Source organism: Psychrobacter coccoides, from assembly GCF_017498085.1.
In the GTDB taxonomy this organism is placed as follows: Bacteria; Pseudomonadota; Gammaproteobacteria; order Pseudomonadales; family Moraxellaceae; genus Psychrobacter; species Psychrobacter coccoides.
Genome location: NZ_JAGBKM010000007.1, coordinates 50,499 through 71,564, shown reverse-complemented (window position 1 = coordinate 71,564; position 21,066 = coordinate 50,499). Strand labels below are relative to the sequence as shown.

The 21,066-nt window shown below is 43.9% G+C and carries 21 protein-coding genes; 4 read left to right on the top strand and 17 right to left on the bottom strand.

Going from position 1 to position 21,066, the window contains the following annotated elements; all coding sequences use genetic code 11:
* The first annotated feature begins 1 nt into the window (after position 1).
* Both J3492_RS05600 and J3492_RS05595 read left to right on the top strand, forming a co-directional pair.
* Entirely contained in the window at positions 2-862 is an 861-nt protein-coding gene (locus J3492_RS05600; protein WP_207990751.1) for a thymidylate synthase, read from the top strand.
* Positions 863-909: 47 nt separating this feature from the next.
* On the top strand, positions 910-1,494 hold the full coding sequence (locus J3492_RS05595) for a dihydrofolate reductase (RefSeq protein WP_207990749.1): 585 nt from the start codon (positions 910-912) through the stop codon (positions 1,492-1,494).
* A 118-nt stretch (positions 1,495-1,612) separates the two neighbouring features.
* Here the strand turns inward: J3492_RS05595 and uvrC are convergent, their stop codons facing one another.
* Positions 1,613-3,457 carry an excinuclease ABC subunit UvrC gene (gene uvrC / locus J3492_RS05590; RefSeq protein ID WP_207990747.1) on the bottom strand — a complete coding sequence of 615 codons (1,845 nt, stop codon included), beginning with the start codon at positions 3,455-3,457 and terminating at the stop codon, positions 1,613-1,615.
* 139 nt (positions 3,458-3,596) lie between these two features.
* Positions 3,597-5,117, bottom strand: coding sequence for a DUF3360 family protein (locus J3492_RS05585; RefSeq protein ID WP_207990745.1), 1,521 nt, complete (start codon positions 5,115-5,117; stop codon positions 3,597-3,599).
* Between the two features lie 363 nt (positions 5,118-5,480).
* On the opposite strand from J3492_RS05585, the gene J3492_RS05580 reads away from it, so the two are divergent.
* Positions 5,481-6,047 carry a DUF4442 domain-containing protein gene (locus J3492_RS05580; protein ID WP_207990743.1) on the top strand — a complete coding sequence of 189 codons (567 nt, stop codon included), beginning with the start codon at positions 5,481-5,483 and terminating at the stop codon, positions 6,045-6,047.
* A 244-nt stretch (positions 6,048-6,291) separates the two neighbouring features.
* On the opposite strand, the gene rplS is transcribed toward J3492_RS05580, so the two are convergent.
* From rplS to rpsP, 4 genes are all read right to left on the bottom strand, one after another.
* Entirely contained in the window at positions 6,292-6,714 is a 423-nt protein-coding gene (rplS, locus tag J3492_RS05575) for a 50S ribosomal protein L19 (protein ID WP_207990741.1), read from the bottom strand.
* A gap of 187 nt (positions 6,715-6,901) precedes the next feature.
* Positions 6,902-7,678 carry a tRNA (guanosine(37)-N1)-methyltransferase TrmD gene (gene trmD, locus J3492_RS05570; protein WP_207990739.1) on the bottom strand — a complete coding sequence of 259 codons (777 nt, stop codon included), beginning with the start codon at positions 7,676-7,678 and terminating at the stop codon, positions 6,902-6,904.
* Between the two features lie 33 nt (positions 7,679-7,711).
* On the bottom strand, positions 7,712-8,245 hold the full coding sequence (rimM, locus tag J3492_RS05565) for a ribosome maturation factor RimM (RefSeq protein WP_207990737.1): 534 nt from the start codon (positions 8,243-8,245) through the stop codon (positions 7,712-7,714).
* Positions 8,246-8,382: 137 nt separating this feature from the next.
* Positions 8,383-8,652 carry a 30S ribosomal protein S16 gene (rpsP, locus tag J3492_RS05560; RefSeq protein ID WP_207990735.1) on the bottom strand — a complete coding sequence of 90 codons (270 nt, stop codon included), beginning with the start codon at positions 8,650-8,652 and terminating at the stop codon, positions 8,383-8,385.
* Positions 8,653-8,860: 208 nt separating this feature from the next.
* Between rpsP and J3492_RS05555 the strand changes: the two genes are divergently transcribed.
* Complete coding sequence (locus J3492_RS05555) at positions 8,861-10,333, top strand: ATP-binding protein (protein ID WP_207990733.1); 1,473 nt, start codon at positions 8,861-8,863, stop codon at positions 10,331-10,333.
* Between the two features lie 10 nt (positions 10,334-10,343).
* Here the strand turns inward: J3492_RS05555 and J3492_RS05550 are convergent, their stop codons facing one another.
* The 11 genes from J3492_RS05550 to atpB all read right to left on the bottom strand — a co-directional run bounded on the left by J3492_RS05550 (position 10,344) and on the right by atpB (position 20,744).
* Entirely contained in the window at positions 10,344-10,523 is a 180-nt protein-coding gene (locus tag J3492_RS05550) for a hypothetical protein (RefSeq protein ID WP_207990731.1), read from the bottom strand.
* Between the two features lie 171 nt (positions 10,524-10,694).
* A complete protein-coding gene (locus J3492_RS05545) occupies positions 10,695-12,386 on the bottom strand; it encodes an ATP-binding protein (protein WP_207990729.1) in 1,692 nt (563 codons plus the stop codon).
* A gap of 188 nt (positions 12,387-12,574) precedes the next feature.
* Positions 12,575-13,291 (bottom strand): response regulator, encoded by a 717-nt coding sequence (locus J3492_RS05540; RefSeq protein ID WP_207990727.1) that lies wholly within the window; start codon positions 13,289-13,291, stop codon positions 12,575-12,577.
* Between the two features lie 398 nt (positions 13,292-13,689).
* Positions 13,690-14,106 (bottom strand): F0F1 ATP synthase subunit epsilon, encoded by a 417-nt coding sequence (locus J3492_RS05535; RefSeq protein ID WP_207990725.1) that lies wholly within the window; start codon positions 14,104-14,106, stop codon positions 13,690-13,692.
* 89 nt (positions 14,107-14,195) lie between these two features.
* Positions 14,196-15,629: a F0F1 ATP synthase subunit beta gene (gene atpD / locus J3492_RS05530; RefSeq protein WP_207990723.1), complete on the bottom strand. Its 1,434-nt coding sequence runs from the start codon at positions 15,627-15,629 to the stop codon at positions 14,196-14,198.
* A 37-nt stretch (positions 15,630-15,666) separates the two neighbouring features.
* Positions 15,667-16,548: a F0F1 ATP synthase subunit gamma gene (atpG, locus tag J3492_RS05525; protein WP_207990721.1), complete on the bottom strand. Its 882-nt coding sequence runs from the start codon at positions 16,546-16,548 to the stop codon at positions 15,667-15,669.
* A 196-nt stretch (positions 16,549-16,744) separates the two neighbouring features.
* Positions 16,745-18,289: a F0F1 ATP synthase subunit alpha gene (gene atpA, locus J3492_RS05520; RefSeq protein WP_207990719.1), complete on the bottom strand. Its 1,545-nt coding sequence runs from the start codon at positions 18,287-18,289 to the stop codon at positions 16,745-16,747.
* A gap of 93 nt (positions 18,290-18,382) precedes the next feature.
* Complete coding sequence (locus tag J3492_RS05515; RefSeq protein WP_207990717.1) at positions 18,383-19,003, bottom strand: F0F1 ATP synthase subunit delta; 621 nt, start codon at positions 19,001-19,003, stop codon at positions 18,383-18,385.
* A gap of 13 nt (positions 19,004-19,016) precedes the next feature.
* Positions 19,017-19,487 (bottom strand): F0F1 ATP synthase subunit B, encoded by a 471-nt coding sequence (locus J3492_RS05510; RefSeq protein ID WP_207990715.1) that lies wholly within the window; start codon positions 19,485-19,487, stop codon positions 19,017-19,019.
* Positions 19,488-19,580: 93 nt separating this feature from the next.
* Positions 19,581-19,829, bottom strand: a complete 249-nt coding sequence (gene atpE, locus J3492_RS05505; protein ID WP_207990713.1) for a F0F1 ATP synthase subunit C — start codon at positions 19,827-19,829, stop codon at positions 19,581-19,583.
* 39 nt (positions 19,830-19,868) lie between these two features.
* Positions 19,869-20,744 carry a F0F1 ATP synthase subunit A gene (gene atpB, locus J3492_RS05500; RefSeq protein WP_207990711.1) on the bottom strand — a complete coding sequence of 292 codons (876 nt, stop codon included), beginning with the start codon at positions 20,742-20,744 and terminating at the stop codon, positions 19,869-19,871.
* Positions 20,745-21,066: the final 322 nt, after the last annotated feature.

Below are 21,066 nucleotides of genomic sequence, written 5' to 3'. Positions count from 1 at the left end.
CATGATTAGCACAAAGAATGAACAGGCCTATCTCGATTTGCTACGTCACGTTATGAGTGCAGGCACTGAAAAAGGCGATCGCACCGGTACAGGGACGCTCAGCCACTTCGGTGCGCAGCTGCGTTTTGACTTATCGGATGGCTTCCCACTATTAACCACCAAAAAAGTGCACTTTAAATCCATCGTTTATGAATTGTTCTGGTTTTTGAGTGGTAGTACCCATGTCGATTACTTGCAACAGCATGGCGTGCGGATATGGAATGAATGGGCAACCGCTGAGCAGACAGCACGTTTCAATCGTCCAGCTGGTGATTTAGGGCCTATTTATGGTCATCAGTGGCGCAATTATGGTGCTACCAAAGATAAAGACGGGCGCTATAATAACGATGGTATCGATCAAATCACCCAAGTGATTGAGCAAATAAAAACCAACCCCAACTCACGACGCTTAATCGTCTCTGGCTGGAATCCATCTGAGGCCACACAAGTGGCATTACCCCCTTGTCATACCATGTTTCAGTTTTTTGTGGCGGATAATAAGCTCTCCTGTCAGCTGTATCAGCGCTCAGCGGATTTATTTTTAGGCGTACCCTTTAATATCGCCAGCTATGCGCTGCTCACTCATATGGTGGCGCAAGTTTGCGGATTGCAGGTTGGTGAATTTATCTGGACAGGTGGCGACTGTCACATTTATCAAAACCACCGTGAGCAAGTTGAGCTACAACTGACACGCGAACTTTATGACTTACCAACCCTGACGCTCAACCCTGATATCGATGATATTTTTGCGTTTAAATTTGAAGATATTAGCGTCAATGGCTATCAGTCCCACCCTGCTATCAAAGCCAAAGTGGCAGTATAAGCAGCTGTTTCTATTTCGTTTTTTGATGACAATAAAAAGGATGCGTTATGAGCTATGCCCATACCGAAGTTGCCCAAATCGCTGCTATCAGTAGCAATCGCTGTATCGGTTGCGATAATGAATTGCCATGGCATATCTCAACAGATTTGCAGCATTTCAAAAAAATGACGACCAAACAAAATGACAGCGCTAGTGATAGCGCCATTCAGGGTATCGTCATTATGGGTCGTAAGACTTTTGAATCTATGGGTAGCAAGCCGCTTCCTAAGCGTGTCAGCTTCATTATCACCAGTCAGTTAGATTATGCTGAGCAAAAAGGTCTGGTAGGCAAAGATAATGCCTACGTGGTACATAATTTAGATGATGCCTTGACACAAGCGGCCAGCCTTGCACATGGGGCACACCTTGATACGATTTGGGTGATTGGTGGCGAGCGGGTATTTAGCGATGCCTTGATGTACACGGATCGCATTGAGCTGACCCATGTCGATATCGACATCGCTGATGGCGATGCTTTTTATCCTGAGCTACCAAGCGCATTTGCCATATCAGCAGAGTCTAAGCAGATGCACGATGAAAAAAGCGCATTGGATTTTCGGTTTGTGACGTATAAAAGAAAAGCAGATAAATAACAGCGGCGTACGCATCAAAAACCATAAAAATAAAAATCGAGCTATCTAGATGTTTATAGATAGCTCGATTTTTATTGGTTATTACTCTTAGAAGACACTGCTTTGGCATATTTTAAGTTTATTCATGCAATACTTTATAAATGGTTTTGGCAAGCACTGGCCCAATACCTGACACCCCTTCTAACTCTTGCTGTGACGCACCGAGCAACTGCTGCATACCGCCAAAGTGATTGAGAAGGTCACGACGGCGCTTTTCACCCAGCCCGGGTATCACCTCCAGCACTGACGACGAACGGCGCTTATCACGCTTCTTACGGTGCGCTGTGATGGCAAAACGATGCGCCTCATCACGAATATGCATCAGTAAATGTAGCGCTTTGCTGTCCATGGGTAAATCAAGCGGCTCATGATCGATAAAATGGAGTACTTCCAGTCCCGCTTTACGGCCCTCACCTTTGGCCACACTAACGAGCAGTGTGTCATTTAAAATACCAAGCTCAGTCAAGACGTCTTTGGCAATACCCAGCTGACCTTTACCACCATCGATAAGCAACAAGTCTGGTAACGGCTGTTTTTTATAGCGTCGTGTTAGCACTTGCTGCATCGCTGCATAATCATCACCGCCTTGGATATCATGGATGGTATACTGACGATAATCTCGCTTACGTGCACCGCCTTGATCAAACACCACACAGCTGCCGACAGTCGCTTCACCCATAGTATGGGAAATATCAAAGCATTCGATACGATCAATCGTACGCTCAGTGACGTCAGCGAGGACGTCTTTGAGCGCTCTAAAGCGTGCATGCAGCTCTAAATAGTCGCCCAGCTTGGTCTTTAAAGCATTATTAACATTCAGCTTCGCCAAGTCTAGCCACTCTGAGCGATGCTCACGTACATTGGTTTTAATGGTGACCTTACTGTCGAAGTGCGTGGCAAGTGCCTCACTGACAGCAAGCTGATCTGGCAACTGATGACTCAATATAATCTCGCTTGGTAAGTCATCGGTAACCTGAAAATAAAACGACGTAATAAAAGCAGACAAGTTATCCGCTAAAGGCTCATTACTATCGACATCAGGAAAGTAGTTTTTACCGCCAAGCACCCGCCCGCCGCGTACGGTTAAGACATTAATACAAGTCATACCCGCTTGACTGGCAATAGCAATGACATCCGCTTCACCCTGTACTGTATATACCGCTTGTCTAGCCTGCACTTCACGCAACATAGACAGCTGATCACGATAAAACACCGCTTTTTCAAAGTCCAACGCTTCAGCGGCACTCTCCATCTTTTCAATCAAAGCATTATGAATATCACTGGAGTCGCCTTTTAAGAAGCGAATGGTATTGTTGACATCTTCTGCATACTCTTCTGGCGATACCAGGCCGACACAAGGCGCCCGGCAGCGCTTAATTTGATACTCAAGGCAAGGACGTTTGCGCTGTTTAAAAAAGGTATTGGTACATTGACGCATCTGAAACATTTTTTGCATCAAGACCAGCGTTTCTTTTGCAGCATGGGCAGAGGGAAATGGCCCAAAAAAACGACCCTTTTGATGATTGCCTTTACCTCGACCATAGGCCAATCTAGGATAAGGCTTATCAGCTGAGATAAACACATACAAATAAGACTTATCATCACGCAGCAACACATTATACGGGGGACGATGTTCTTTTATCAGATTTTGCTCGAGCAGCAACGCTTCAGTCTCACTGCGAGTGATGATCGTCTCAATATTATGAATACGTGCCACCAGCGCTCGTGTCTTCGGATGGTCAATGGTTTTGGCAAAGTAGCTGTTGACCCGACTTTTAAGCGACTTGGCTTTACCAACATAAAGAATATCACCGTTTTTGCCCAGCATTTTATATACCCCTGGCAAGTTTGGCAGGCGTTTAATCAAGTGGTTAAGACGACGTTTTTTATCATCCATCGGACTGGTTTTTACGACATTGCTCATAAAACTCATTGCTCTTAAGGTGCTGATATATAGCTATTTATGGGGCGATAAATATCAATTTGCAAGCATCATTATCAGCTTATCTATAGACATAAAAAAGTCAGCACTTAAGCTGACTTTTTTACCACTCCTAAAGGTTTTAGTGGCGGAAGTTTGGTAGTAGCGCTGGAATACCAGGCAACATACCTACCATAGCCATCACACTGGTCAATATCACAAAAGTTACCACTGGAATAATCCAGCGACTCATCTTAGTCAAGTTTGCACTACGCTCTTTAGAGCCAATCAAGCCTAAGTTATCAAGTACCAGAGTAATTGACCAACCAAAAGCAGGATTCACTAAGGCTGAAGCAAACACTACTATGGCCGCAGACTGCGTGGTTTTACCTTCACGTGTCATCTCCATGCCCGCCTCTAGCAAGGGAATAAAGACACCAACGATAAGCGCCACACACATGACTGGCTCCCAAATGGCCAAGTCCATTGGATATCCCCAAACTCCTGCTATAAGACAGAACAGCCCTGTCAGTACCGCACCAGCAGGAATCGGACGCTTAGCAATCGCTGCAGGGACGATATAGGTCCCCCATGACGACGCAAAGTTGGTACCACCAAGTACCGAACCTGCGACCTGACGAATCGAAGCACTGGTCATGGTGTCATCGATATCCATCTGTACACGCTGAGTACGTTCAGGGTAACTGATCTTTTGAAACACCTGATGTCCTAAAAAGTCTGGTGACCACATGGCAACTGCCAACACAGCAAACGGCAACACCACAACGAAACTTTCAACCGTTGGCAGACCGAGCATCCACCCTGTGTTGTCGCCCCACCAATACATTGGATTCATATTAGGCAGGCCAGGACCCGTATGGAACTCAAAGGGAGCACCCATTGCGAAAGCCACACCACCACCCAGCACACAGCTCAGCGGTACAGCCAGCCAGCGCTTATTGTAATTTTCTAGCACGGCATATAGCACAATCGTCAATAAAATCACCACAAAGGCGATATGCCCCATGCCTATGCCTTCTGCCCAAGCAAATAGGTTTTTGACTTGGGATGTCGTCCCAATAAACCCTAAATACAGTAACAGACCACCACACACACCTTTACTGGTCAAGTTTGCCAGCAAACTCCCTCCTTTACTTATTGCCAGCAATAGACCAAAGGCACCAATAAGCAGACCAAAGGCCATTGGGTGGCCACCAGCGGCGACAACAATAGGAATTAAAGGAATCAAAGGGCCATGCGTACCGGCAAGGTTAGCCGTAGGTAATAAAAACCCTGAAAACAAAATGACGAAAAACGCAACGATTAACAGCTCATAACGAACGTTTTCTAACACAAAAGCGTCACTTAAACCCAGTGGTGCAGCAAAGGTTGCGGCAATGGCGCCCACCATCACGACCTTACCAATGGTTGCTGCCATCGCTGGGATGGTATCTTCATACTCAAAACGATAATCACGAAATGGCAGGTTAGGACGCCAGCGTTTGGGCTGCATGATTTGTAGCTCATGATTCAAATAGTCATCACGACTTTCAAAACTTGAGTTTGGTTTATGTAGCTCTAAATAAGATTTTGACTGATTATCATCAGATGGATTTGTTGATTGAGGATTGGACTCTGGATTATGAGCCTGAGTATTACTCATCACATCTCCTTATGTTGACTGAGATTCAATGTTTAGAAAACTTGCTTGCCCTAGAACAGATAGCATTTGTATAAAAAACAAGCTATCTAATATAAATTGGCAGCCATTGTATGCTATCGAATTCTATAATGCGAGGTTTAGTGGCGAAATACCGAACATTTATTAGCGATTACTTGCAATAAAATAGTAATATCCAAAGCTCGTTACGCTTTAAGACTGGTGACAACGGTCATTTTTAATTATGATAGTTGTCTTTTGATTAACGTCCATTCGACAGACCCCATATAGATTGACGTATGCTATGAGCATAAAGCTAAGGATAGAGAGCGTTAACATCAGCTTGCAAAGACAACAGGATAAAATATGAGCTTACTGCCTAAAAACTTAGAGAACCTAAGACGTAAAACCAAAAAAAACGTGATGCCCCTACTCACGCCGCATCTGCTCAAATTACGTATTAACACTTATGCACCCTATGTCGGTGCTGGTATCAAAGTAGAGCACATCGATCTAGATCAGGGTCTGTGTGTGGTCAGCATGGGGCTTAATGCTTGGAACAAAAATATCGTTGGTACTCAGTTCGGTGGTAGCTTGTACTCGATGGTTGATCCTTTTTATATGCTGATGCTGATGCACCAATTGGGCAGTGCCTATGTGGTATGGGATAAAAGCTCACATATCGAATTTATGGCACCTGGTACCAGCAAAGTGACCACACGAATGAAAATACCCAGTACCGAAATAACAGTCATTCAGGAGTTGGCAAAGGACGGAGAGGCTGTATTTCGTGAATACCAAACTGACATCGTTGATGAACAACAAAAAGTCATCGCCACTGTAACAAAAACCCTTTATATACGTCTACGCAAGCATAGCAACTCTAAGACCCAAAGCAGTCGTATAGAGGCTTTTAACACGCAAGTCAAATAACTTCAATCAAGTGATTTAGGGCTCATAAATCATAAAGTCCACATATACAAAAACCCCAGTCTGGCATCAGCACAGACTGGGGTTTTGTCTTTTTGGTACGCCTACTTATTTATAAATAAACCTATGAATAAGGGCTTGTATCTACTCTCGCTTTTGCTGCAACATATACACCCTACGAACTATCTAATAGTCATAAGCGATATTGTCAGTAGCGTGGTTATGACAGCAAGTTTAAGCAAAAACCTTAGATACCAGGTGCAGTCTCTACTGCATCAGGTACGCCGGCATCTGTTTTTTTCTGAGCAGATGGACGACCACCAAGTCTTTCGCGGATACGCGCTGACTTACCAGAACGCTCACGTAAGTAGTACAGTTTCGCACGGCGAACAGCACCACGGCGTTTCACTTCAATGCTATCAATGAGTGGTGAATGCAATTGGAATGCACGCTCAACACCTACACCGCTTGAGATTTTACGCACAGTAAATGCTGAATTTAGGCCACGGTTACGCTTAGCGATAACCACACCTTCAAAGGCCTGTAAACGCTCACGCTCACCTTCACGTACTTTTACTTGAACCACGACGGTATCGCCTGCTGCGAAGTCTGGACGATCAAGCAGCTGTGAGTTTTCAATGCTTTGAACCAATGGATGCTTGTTGCTCATGAGAGTTATCTCCTCACATTAGATGATAGAGGCTTCACGCATATCACCTGTTTGTAATAATTGATCATATCTTGATGAGATACGACATAAAGGGGTTGGGCAAACGGCCATCATTTATGACCTGTTCAGATGTTGCACAAAATTCTATATATTCAAACACTCACTTTTATAAGTCGTGATATTTGATTCAATTGTTTTTTACTACGCTGTTTTGCTTTGCCATTGCTTCTAGCCACTTGGCTTGCTGCTTGGTAGGCGTAAACGCTTGCCATAAATCAGGGCGCCGCGCTTTGGTACGCTTCACCTGTTTATCAAAACGCCATTGTGCGATATTACCATGATGTCCAGATAATAAAACGTCAGGCACTTTCATACCAGCAAAGTCATGCGGCTTAGTATAGTGTGGACAATCGAGTAGACCATCAACAAATGAATCTTGCTCTGCTGACTTATCGTCGCCCATAACATTTGGCAAACGACGTATCACACTGTCCATCAGTACCATCGCTGGCAGTTCGCCACCGGTCAAAACATAATCGCCAAGTGACACTTCCATATCGACATACTGCATCAATAGGCGTTCGTCAATCCCTTCGTAACGACCACACAATAAAATCATGCCGTCATACTCGGTCATTTTGACCACACTATCTTCACTCAGCGTCTGTCCTTGTGGCGACATATAAACCACTGGGCAATGCGCTTTGTCGATACGGCAACCGTGCTCTTTAGCTCGCAAACGTGCCTCTTCGATGGCTTTTGCTAACGGTTCAGCCATCATCACCATACCAGGGCCACCCCCATAGGGGCGTTCATCAATACGGCGATAATTGTCTGTCGTATAATCACGTGGATTAATGCATTCAATGATGACTTGCTCCTGAGTCACTGCTCGTCCCGTGATACCAAACTCACGAATCGTCGCAAACATTTCAGGAAAAATACTAATCACAGCAAAATACATCTGACCTCACAGACACTAAGTCAATAATGACTGTTAATAATCATTCGGCCAAGCCACCAAGACTGTTTGCTCTGCCATATTGACTTGCAATACGGTTTGCTTATGCCAAGGTATCAAACGCTCTTCATTATCCAGACTGTCTGCATTAGTAGCGACACGCATGATATCGTGAGCGCCATTGTCAAACATTTCAGCAATATCACCGAGATACTCATTTTGCTCGTTTATCACTCGCAAACCCACCAGATCAGACCAGTAGTACTCGTCTTCTTCAGGCTCAGGCAGTGAGTCCTTGGCGACCCAGATAGTGACACCGTTCATGGTTTCAGCAATATTACGATCAGGAACCTGTTCAAACTGAGCAACAAGTCCTGAACCTTGCTGACGCCATTTACTCACCGTCAAAGGCTTGATACCAGTCGCCGTTTTTATCCACCACGGCTGCATATCAAATATCGCTGAACGATCATCGGTATCACTAAACACCCACAGCCAGCCCTTAATACCATAGGGTTTTTTGAGCTGGCCAATTTTAATGAGGGTGTTAATGTCTGGTACAGATGACATAGCAGCTAACCTAGCAATAATTTAAACAGCAAAAACAATTAATGGCGTACACTGGCTATACCAGCTACGCTATGTACTCTAAAGTCTACTTACTCAGACAACGCAGCTTTTATACTGTCACCGTCAATGACCAAAACTTAAGCGGTGGCTTCAGTTGTAGTTGCAGACTTGCTATAAGCTTTTGCCAATGAAGCAACACGGTCAGAAGGTTGTGCACCTTTGGCGACCCATGCATTGTACGCTTCCATGTTTAGGCGTACAGCTTCTTCTGACTCTTTAGCTAGCGGATTAAAAAAGCCAATGTTTTCGATGTAGCGGCCATCACGCGCACGGCGTTGATCAGCAACAACTACTTGATAAAATGGGCGTTTCTTGGCACCGCCCCGTGCTAAACGAATAACAACCATGTGAATTCTCTCTTTCGCAGGTATACCAAAAAGGGCATAATTATACCACAGTCTTATTTCATTGAAAACATAAACTGTGCTTATTTAATTATTTGATTACAATCACTTAAATAGTTGCGCAGCCAAACCAGTCTTAAGCATAGATTGTGTATATATAGTGCTAAAATACATTCTGCTTATATTTATTTAATACTAAAATTGGATTCTCATGACTACGCCAAACCATCCGTCTCGTTTACGCTCAACTTTTAGGCTACCCCGTTCATACTCTAATAGTTGGCTGACGACTTTGATGGTCACTTTTATCGTCTTCATTAGTGTAGGTCTGTCTATTTGGCTGTTTTGGCGTAGTTTATATTTACCCGAGCTAAAAAACCATGCACGCTATCTGACCAGTGAGTTGCAGCTGATGAATAGCGCCAAACGAGACTGGAGAGACAACCCTCAAGTGAAGCAGTGGATCTATCGGCACTCACATGTCGTGGTAGTAGAGAATCCAAACGACTTTCCTCAGGTGGAAGATAAGGTGTTTGTAGGGGTCTTTACCGATGTGTTACAGCAAGAAATTGGTGCACAACTGGGGCGCCCGGTTGAGGTATACTTTAAGTTCAAACCCACGCCGCAGCTATGGGTACAAGACAGCCGAGATGATAGCTTTTGGATCCGTGAGCCCGTGGTGTACTACTCACAGTATAGCCCAACTCTGTTAATATCGTTTTTATTGGGTCTGCCCATTTTATCGCTATTAACGATTGTCTTGCTGGTGCGTCAGCTCAACCGTCCTCTACGCCACTTACAACGTGCCGCTACCAACTATATCCGCCTTGGACATGCCACCACTCTACCCACCCGTACGGGACCTACAGAGATTCGCCAAGTTAACATGGCCTTTAATCAACTATTTACCACGCTCAACCAAGCACAAAAAGAGCGTACGATTATGCTGGCTGGTATTTCTCACGATTTGCGTACCCCTCTGACTCGTATGCGTTTGACGGCAGAAATGCTACCAGATGACTTTTTTCGTGAAGGTCTGATTTATGATATAGAGGATATGGATGCCATTTTGGAGCAGTTTATTTCATTTATGAAAGATGGCTCAGATGAGCCCGTACACCTGACCCATTTAGATGTTATCTTTAATGAGATTATGGTGCAGTTTGCCCCTATGAAGTTTGTTTATCATTCAGAGCTTAATAAGGCGGTACCTGTCCGGCCCCTCTCCATCAAACGCCTAGTCATCAATCTTGTCAACAATGCCAATCGTTACGGCAAACCGCCAATCTACCTGTCAGCAACCATAGAACCCGTATTTACCGATGCTGATATCGTAGAAGACACTGAAGTGATAAGTGAGAGTGAAGTCAACAAGGAGGCGCAAGAGCAATTGGTAATATGTGTCAGAGACTGCGGCGATGGGGTGGCAGAAGACCAGCTAGAGAGAATCATGCAGCCTTTTGAGCGTGGTGAGACAGCCCGGACGACGCAAGGCAGTGGCTTAGGATTGGCCATTGTAAATCGCATTACACGATTACATCATGGCACAGTAGAAGCGATCAATCATCCCGAAGGCGGATTAGAAGTTTGTATTCGTATTCCACTTATATCTAAGGTCGCTGGTACAGAAGCGGATGTCGCCGATGTCCCCACCGCTAGTAATGTCATCAATGATGAGCAATAAAAATGCTCGATTAGTCCTTAGTACCAATAAGGGGTGCAGCATGAGCAGCACTATTGGTAAAAGGTATTTCATGAGTCAACTCATCTTGCGCTGCCTGTACACTCTGCGTGGTGCTTGGCTGCTGCAAAAACAGATAGTAGCCAAGCAGCAATGCGTTCAGGACTACCAGTCCGCCAAATAAATAAGGCATCTTTTACCTCTCATAAGTGTTTGATCAAAACACTGTCGATTCTTCGTTTTTATTAGCGCATGTTTTATGGTTCTATCATGACGATGTCCCCTAACGAGCCCTACAGTGTTTTTAGATACTACAACGTCTTAGGGCTGCTCAATACCAGCTCATACTCAAAACATAGTGAGGTTAAGACTGCTCACTACTTAGGCTGCGCTCACTTTTTTCTTGCGTCAGCTGATCCGCAGCGATGGTTTGGGTCAATGGCTTGACCGGCCATGTCATTACAAACCTTGCCCCGCCAAGCTTTGGACTCTCATCTACCTTCATACTGCCACTGAACCAAAAGGCAATTCGTGACACAATAGACAGACCAAGACCATAACCGCCTGATGCACGGGTACGACTGTCATCTAGCCGCGAAAATGGTACAAAGACTTTTTCACGATCTGCTTCACTAATGCCTTGTCCATCATCTTCGACACTCACAAAGGCATTGCCTTTTTTGACTCCAGCACTAATAATTATGGTAGTCTCAGCATAGCGTAGCGCATTACCAGCAAGGTTCTGCAGCACACGGTGTAAGTAGCGTCGGTCTGCTATCGCCGTCACCTTAGCGCTTGGTAATTGGCCAACCACTTCGATAGACTTACCTAAAGCCTTGGTTTCACGTACGATTTGTTCGACCAACTCTTTTAAGTTTACGGCCTCTAAATCAAGTTTTGGGGAGCCTTCTTCAAGCTTGGCATAGGTCAAAATCTCATCAATCAAACCATTTAAGGCTTCAATATCTTCATCGATAAAGTCTCGTTGCATATGTCGTGAGTCTTCATCATCAGTATCAGCCAACATATCTACCGCAAAACGAATACGAGCCACTGGAGTACGCAGCTCATGAGACACTGCTCGTGTTAGCTCGCGCTGCGACTCAATCAGGCGTTTAATGTGCTCAGTCATCGCATTAAATGTCGCTGACAGGCGAGCGATCTCATCTTGACCGATGACTTGCACTTGAATATCAAGATTACCTTGACTGACTTCATTTACGCCCACTTGAATCAGTTGCAATTTTCGTTCCAGTGGAAAGATTAAAGCGTAAACCCCCAGGCTAATCAAAAACATGCTGAGTAAAATCATACTAATGATTAAGTTTAATGGAAACCAATTAAACAAAGGTACTGGGCCCATCAAAATTGCCATATCATTGATTTCAGAGGGCACAACGACACTAATAGAGGATTGACTTTGACTACTGCTGTCTTGCAGTAAGATCACCACTTCATCACGGCGTAGGCGCGTCATTTGGTCATTGTCTAAATTCAATGCACTCGAGGCTTTTAATTCCAGAGGATAAGAGAATCTCTCTTCTAGTTCTGCCAACCGTTTACGCTTAGCGGATAGCGTTGTATAGTAGGACAGATCGTCCAACAAGAAGATAGCCATAGCCCGTACTTGTTGCTCGGTCACCTGTGATATCCTGACGGTTAACACATCCTTCATATTTGGTAGCTGATGATAAACATCTGCATAGCTCTCTTGGCCACTATAGCGTACTACCGTCTCCCCACTATCGAATCGACGCAACTCACTGGCACTAAAGTCCACCTCATCAATGGGTATTATCTTGAAAGTTGAGCCAAATAGACTACTGGCATCCGTTAACCAATATTCACGCTGTTTTTCGTCTTCTTGACGACTGACCCCCTCACCAACCAGATAAAAAGCGCCTGATGCCATGTTTTCACGGTAGGACTGTACCCGCTCTTTATTGATGGTATCCATGAGCAGCTGGGCAAATAGCGCCACACATAAGCAGACCACCAACAGTCCGGCATAAATTCGAACAAAGATACTGTGTTTTAAAGAAGAAACTAATGACATACGTACGTAACCAAAATTTTAAGTGCTTATATTTTATTCAACGGGCAAGCTTAATAATGGTTCAATTAAACCATATAACGGAATCTATAACCTTAAATAGTTGCTCATTGCGCACAAAAAAACCAGCATCATGCTGGTTTTTGGTAAAAAGCGGATAATGAACCAATATTACACTGAAGCCAGCAAAATCAATTGCCTTCTTTCACGAATAAATAACCTTTACTACGGACGGTTTTGATACGCTTTGGGTTTTCTGGATCATCGCCGATTTTTGGACGGATACGTGAAATACGAACGTCAATAGAGCGATCCTGTCCGTCATATTCGATACCACGTAGACGCTCAAAGATGTCTTCACGTGATAATATACGACCCGCATTAGAAGCAAGCAACCACAATAAGTCATATTCAGCACTAGTAAAGTCAACCAACTCATCACTAAGCGTGACAGAACGACCACCATTATCAATAACCAACTCACCAAACTCTAGGCGCTGTGGCACATCTTCTGATGGCGCATTTTCTGAGCGGCGCAATAGTGCACGAATACGAGCAAGCAGCACACGTGGCTGTGCAGGCTTAGCGACATAGTCATCAGCCCCCATCTCTAGTCCTAACACCTGATCCATATCTTCTGTACGGGCAGTCAGCATCAGAATTGGGTTCTGATAATGTGGGCGTACCTCACGACATACTGTCAGGCCGTCACTACCAGGAAGCATGACATCAAGCACCACTAAATCAGGCTGTTCGTTAACAATGCGACGAATAGCACGATTGCCATCAGTTTCGATAGCGACTTCTAAGCCGTTTTTAACCAAATAATCTTGGGTCAACATCGCTAAGCGTTCATCATCTTCAACAATCAAAATTCGCGGGGTGTTGTCTTCTTCTGTCGTTGTCATTGTTGTATCCTTTAATGTAAAAATTGATAGCTAGGAGAGTCATAGCACAATAAAAATCGAACAAATGATGTTCATATGAATAATAAAGTTGGTAACACAGTATACTATCAAACCTATGGCTATCCATACTATAGCTTATTGCCGTTAACAAAACCTATAAATAACTTCAGATATTCCTTTAATTTAGCTCTAAAATGACTTGTATGTCGTCAATAGTATTTTTAATATCAGCAAATATATCACAGTTTTTACTAAGAATTCTTACCTTGATTTACTCTTCAGTTTAATCACTATCAGCTGATTAATCTTTAGCAAAAAAAAACAGCCCGTCTTGGACTGTTTTTTGGATCTATAAACAACTGGTACTTAACGTTTAGATGAGCATTTATGCACTCATATTAAGCACGGTTCTTGTATTTACGAATCGTTTGTAGCTGTGCTACTGATTCAGCTAACGAAGCCAATGCAGCATTTGTATGAACCGTATCAGACTGGTTCACGAGCATTTGTTCTGCTTTTTTGCGTGCTTCGATGATTTTGCTTTCATCAAGATTACTTGCACGTACTGCGGTATCTGCCAATACGGTGACCAGTTTTGGCTGAATCTCAAGTACGCCACCTGAGACATAAATCACTTCTTCGTTACCTTCTGCGGTTTGTACACGCATTGCGCCAGGTTTGAGCAAAGTAATGAGCGGTGTGTGTCCTGCTAGCACACCAACTTCGCCTTCAGTACCCGTAGCGATCAACATGCTAATTTCCCCTGAATACAGCTCTTCACGGGCACTTACGACGCGACATTGAAACGTTGCCATCCCTAACTCCTTACAATCAAAACTGCGATGCGAATTAGCAAATAGTACATTAAACCAACCATTTGCTAATTAGCGATTACTTTTTTCGCTTATGCCGAAGCAGCTTTCATTTTTTCTGCTTTAGCCACGACTTCGTCGATACCGCCAGCCATATAGAATGCTTGCTCTGGTAAGTCATCATATTCACCAGCGATGATGGCTTTAAAGCTAGCAATGGTGTCGCGTAATGAGACATATTTACCAGGAGCGCCAGTAAATACTTCTGCTACGTGGAAAGGCTGTGATAAGAAGCGCTGAATCTTACGTGCACGATAAACAACCAGCTTATCTTCTTCTGATAGCTCATCCATACCTAGAATAGCAATAATGTCCTTTAGCTCTTTATAGCGCTGCAGAACCTCTTGCACACCACGAGCAACGTTGTAATGCTCTTCGCCAATGATTTGTGGATCTAGCTGACGTGAGGTTGAGTCTAGTGGATCTACTGCAGGATAAATACCTTGTGAGGCGATATCACGGCTAAGTACGACAGTGGCATCCAAGTGAGCAAACGTCGTTGCTGGCGATGGATCCGTCAAGTCATCCGCTGGTACATATACAGCTTGTACTGAAGTAATAGAGCCTGACTGAGTTGAGGTAATACGCTCTTGTAGCAGACCCATCTCTTCTGCTAGCGTTGGCTGGTAACCAACCGCTGATGGCATACGACCAAGTAGAGCTGATACTTCAGTACCCGCTAGTGTATAACGGTAGATGTTATCAACGAATAATAGTACGTCACGACCTTTACCCGTTTCAGGATCTTTAGTATCACGGAAATACTCGGCCATGGTTAGACCAGATAGTGCCACACGTAAACGGTTACCTGGTGGCTCATTCATCTGACCATATACCATCGCAACTTTAGACTTACTAAAGTCTTCAGTATTGACAACGCCAGCTTCTTGCATTTCGTGATAGAAGTCGTTACCTTCACGAGTACGCTCACCAACACCAGCAAACACTGACAAACCTTCGTGCTTAAGGGCGATGTTGTTAATCAATTCCATCATGTTGACGGTTTTACCAACACCGGCACCACCAAACAGACCAACTTTACCACCTTTAGCAAACGGGCAAAGTAAGTCAATAACTTTAATGCCTGTTTCTAGTAGTTCAGTACTGTTTGACTGATCGGCATAACTTGGTGCTTCACGGTGAATCGACCATTTTTCGTCAGCGACGACAGGGCCTTCTTCATCGATAGGACGACCAAGAACATCCATAATACGTCCAAGTGTACCAGTACCCACAGGTACAGTAATTGGAGCACCAGTATTGGTCACTGGAAGGTTGCGTTTTAGACCTTCAGTTGAACCCATAGCAATGGTACGAACGATACCATCACCTAACTGCTGCTGTACTTCTAAAGTGGTTTCAGTACCATCTACTTGTAGGGCATCAAAAACTTGAGGGACTTCGTCACGGTTGAATTCAACGTCAATAACCGCGCCAATAATCTGTACAATACGACCGCTACTCATTGCGCTCTCCTTGAAATTCTATATTAGGTATAGTCAATTATGAAACAGCAGCAGCACCGCCAACGATTTCCGAGATTTCTCGGGTAATCGCCGCTTGACGCAGCTTGTTATAAACCAACTGTAAATCGTTAATTAGGTCACCAGCATTATCTGTTGCTGCTTTCATAGCGACCATCCGCGATGACTGTTCAGAGGCAATATTTTCCATTACCGCTTGATAGACAATCGACTCAATGTAGCGCCCTAGCAGACCATCAACTAGTGTCTTGATGTCAGGCTCGTAGATATAATCCCAGCTAAGATCAGTACGCACACCACTGTCGTCTTCAGTCAAAGTACCTTCAGGTAAAGGAACTAACTGAGTGACTGTTGGCTGTTGCGTCATAGCGTTAACAAACTTGTTATAGACCACATAGATACGGTCAATTTTACCGCTGTCGTAGTCATCTAACATTGCTTGTACAGATGAATTCAACTGCTCAAACGTTGGATTATCACCATAATCAGTGATTGCTGATGTGACTTTACCGCCAAAGTTTTTGAAGAAGCTGACGCCTTTTGCACCAATAACAGAGAATTCAGCCTTTACAGACTGGTTTTGATAGTCTTCAATACTATTGGTCAAAGCTTTGAATAAGTTAATATTCAAACCACCTGCTAAGCCACGGTCAGAGGTGATAACGATATATCCCACAGTATTTACAGGACGCGTTACCATATATGGGTGTTTGTAATCTGATGAAGCATGCACCAAATGTGAAATAACCCGGCGCATACTATCAGCATACGGGCGACCCACGTCCATGCGCTCTTGAGCACGGCGCATCTTACTTGCTGCTACCATTTGCATAGCACGAGTAATTTTTTGGGTGCTTTTAATACTGGTGACTTTGGCACGTATTTCTTTTAAGCTTGCCATAATGATTCCAATATAAGAGGGTTAAAAAAGCATTGGCGAATGCAACAATATCTGTAGCACTACGCGGTCAAATGCCGTTGATTGTGGCTATAACGGCACGATTGTCATCAGACACCGTGCCACTATTTGACTAAAAGTTAGCCTAAAGCTACAACCAACCAAACCGGCTTAACCCGTTAACTTAGTCTTTATTAACTTAGTAACTGTGGTTTTGTTTGAAAGTCTCAACTGCTGACTTTAAACGACCTGCAATGTCGTCATTATAATTTGCAGTGTCATTAATCTCACGCATCAGCTCACTTTGCTCATCATGCATATAGCGCAAGAAAGACTCTTCAAAAGAACCGATTTTTTCGACAGGAACGTCTGCTAAGTAGCCTTCGTTTGAAGCATAGATAACGGCCGCTTGTTCTGCAATCGACATCGGCTGATACTGTTTTTGCTTCATGAGCTCTGTCACACGCTCACCGTGGTCTAGCTGTGCACGTGTAGCGTCATCTAGGTCTGAGGCAAACTGCGCAAATGCAGCAAGCTCACGGTACTGGGCAAGTGCCGTACGGATACCACCAGACAGCTTTTTGATAATCTTAGTCTGGGCCGAACCACCAACACGTGATACCGAAATACCAGCGTTAACCGCCGGACGAATACCTGAGTTGAATAGGCTTGATTCTAAGAAAATCTGACCATCAGTGATCGAGATCACGTTCGTCGGTACGAATGCCGAGACGTCACCTGCTTGAGTTTCAATAATAGGTAGTGCGGTTAATGAACCAGTTTTACCTTTTACTTCACCGTTGGTAAATCTCTCTACATAGTCTGCGTTGACACGTGAGGCACGCTCAAGAAGACGTGAATGTAGATAGAATACATCACCTGGATACGCTTCACGACCTGGTGGACGACGTAATAGTAGTGAGATCTGACGATAGGCGACGGCTTGCTTTGATAAGTCATCAAATACAATCAGCGCATCTTCACCACGATCACGGAAGTATTCGCCAATGGTACAGCCTGAGTATGGAGCAATATACTGAAGCGCTGCTGGCTCAGAAGCAGACGCAACCACAACCGTGGTGTACTCTAAAGCGCCAGTCTCTTCAAGCTTACGCACAACGTTAGCGATGGTAGAGCGTTTTTGGCCAACAGCCACATACACACACTTAATACCAGATGTTTTTTGTGCAATGATGGTATCAATCGCTAATGCCGTTTTACCTGTCTGACGGTCACCAATGATCAGCTCACGCTGGCCACGACCGATTGGAATCATGGTATCGACAGCTTTATAACCAGTCATGACTGGCTCATCAACGGATTGACGGTCGATAACGCCTGGGGCGATTTTTTCGACTTTATCCGTCATTTTGGCATCAATAGGACCTTTGCCATCAATAGGATTACCCAAAGCATCAACAACACGGCCTAATAGTTCAGGACCAACTGGTACTTCAAGAATACGACCAGTACAATAGGCTTTTTGACCTTCTTGTAATTGTAAGTAATCCCCAAGGACTACTGCACCGACAGAATCACGCTCTAAGTTAAGCGCCATTCCGTAGATTTCGCCTTCAAACTCAATCATTTCGCCGTACATGGCATCTTCAAGACCATGAATCTGCACGATACCGTCAGCTACTTTGACAATCGTGCCTTCATTCTTTGCAGTTGCACCCGCATCAAGGTCTTGAATACGCTGCTTAATCAGACTACTGATTTCCGCTGGATTCAATTGTTGCATTGCCTTGTTTCCTTTAATTTATGATAACCCGCCCACTGACTTAAATGCTCTTATTTCGCACAGACTTTATCAAGACTGAGCTTATGAATGGCATTAGGCAGTTAGCTGTGTTTTTAACTGTTGTAACTTGCCGCGCATTGAATCATCAATGACCTTGTCACCGACTTTGATCATCGCGCCTGCCAAAAGACTAGGATCGACCGACTCGTGAATCACCACACTTGCGTTCAGCGAGGCTGCAAGACGTGCTTGCAATGTCTCACGCTGTGCATCAGTCAATGGATAGGCAGTGGTCACATAAGCGTCAAGCTGCTTTAAGCTTAGCGCCTTATGACGACGATAATGCTCATAAACTTCAGGAAGCAGCGCCAGACGCTCTTGTTCTGATAGCTGATTAACGAAGTTGCTAAGCGCTGTTGATACTTTAGGGTAGCTAACGTTGGTATTGCTATGCCCACGAGTGGCACTCAATGATTGCTTAAAAGCAGAATCATTAGCGCCTGCTACTTGCGTATCATAGAGATCGACCAAAGCGGCTGACTTATGCTCAGCAGCAACGGCTGGATTGTCTAGCAATGTGTGGAACGACTTGTCATTGACAATCATACTGGCAACAAATAGGAAGTCTTCCCACTCATTGACCACTCCATTTTCATTGGCATAGTCAAACGCGGCTTTAGCGTAGGGTCGTGCTAAGGTTGATAAGTCAGCCATTATATCCTCACAATTACAGCTTAGCCGCCAGTTGGTCTAGCATACTGGCATGTTTTTGCACATCGACTTTATCTTGCAAAATCTTTTCAGCACCAAGCACAGAAAGTTCAGCGACTTGGGCACGTAACGACTCACGTGCTTGATTGATCTCTTGATCGATAGAAGCTTGTGCTTGTTGACGAATACGCTCGCCTTCTATTTGTGCTTGCGACTTGGCGTCTTCAACCAATTGGTTAGCGCTTTTATTCGCTTGCTCAATGAGTGCAGCAGCTTTAGCCTTTGCGGCATCAAGCTCTTGCTGTGCATCTTGCTCAGCGGTTGCCAAATCTGCTTTTGCTTTTTCAGCGGCATTTAAGCCATCAGCGATTTTACGCTGACGTTCATTGATGGCGCCAATAAGTGGTGGCCACACGAATTTCATGCAAAAAACCACAAATATTGCAAAAGCAATGGCTTGACCGATGATGGTAAAATTGATATTCACGTGATCACCTCTTTGTTAATGAAAAATCAGTTTCATTGATCATGTTTGGTTGTCAAAAGATGAGAACCAAACATTTATAACTGAGCTTTCTGATTAACCTGCTAGAGGGTTAGCGAATAATAGTAGCATCGCAATACCAACACCAATCATTGGAATAGCATCCAGTAGACCTGCTACGATAAACATACGAGTTTGCAACTGTGAACCAAGCTCTGGCTGACGTGCAACACTTTCTAGGAACTTGCCACCTAAAAGAGCAAAGCCAATACCAGTTGCAAGGGCGCCTGCGCCGATAAGCAATGCAACTGCGATAACTGTAGAACTACCTAATACTGGATCCATTGATGTATCCTCTTTACCTATTTATTGATGAGTGTCTAATTAATGTTCAGTTGATGAAGCTAGTGATAAGTAGATTATCGTCAGCATCATAAAGATGAACGCTTGAAGGGTAATAATTAAAATATGGAATATTGCCCATGGTACTGATAGTGCCCACTGAATCCAGAATGGCATCAAGGCAATCAGAATAAATACAAGCTCACCTGCATACATGTTTCCAAACAGACGTAAGCCAAGTGATACTGGTTTTGCAATCAAAGTCACTACTTCTAGAATGAAGTTGATAGGAATTAAAATAATTTTTAGAATAAGGTTGTTCGAGCTAAATGGATGTAGCGTCAGCTCACCAATGAAACCACCAATACCTTTTTCTTTGATGCTATAGCCGATAATCAAAGCAAATACTGAAAAAGCCATACCTAAAGTGATATTAGGATCGGTCGTTGGTACAATTTTGAAAAAGACGTGATGTGGATCACCGCCACCCGCTCCCATGGCAGCGCCGATTTTGCTAGCTAACCCTGGTATGAAGTCGATTGGCATAAGATCCATCAGGTTCATGAGCCAAATCCAAACAAAGATGGTTAGTGCTAAAGGCGCAATCAGCTTCGAGTTACCACTATAAGAATCACGAACGTTGTTATCAACAAACTCAACGATCATCTCAACTGCTGCTTGAGTCTTGGTAGGCACATCTGAAGTGACTTTTTTGCCCACCATCCAAAAGAACCAACAAAACAAGATACCGAGACCGATTGACCACAGCATGGAGTCTAGATGGATAGCATTGAAGCCCATTTGCCCCGCTTCTTCTGCAGTATAGGCAACCTTCCAGCCTTCGCCTGGCAAATAGCCATACGTCCAGTTCGTTAAATGGTGAGAGATATAATCTGTTGATGATTGTTCGGCTGCCATAATGTAAGCTTCTTATTAATCAAATATTTAATCAATTACCAAAAATATGGTTGTTATCTGATGAGTAGACCAGCATGATTATCTACATAATTTTAAATACGCTGCCTCTATAACGCCATCAGCTTAAATAGAGTTCTGTTTATTATGTAAAAGTTATAATGCTAGAATGCTCATGTCATCAATAACATCCAGCCCAATTGTGCTGTAGTACTAGCCTGAATAAATTTTGGCTACCAAAAAAGGGCTTATGAGTATTCATTACTAGCCCTTTGTACTTGCATATAACATGATATCTGAGTCTTTGCTTGTGGTTTTAGAAAAC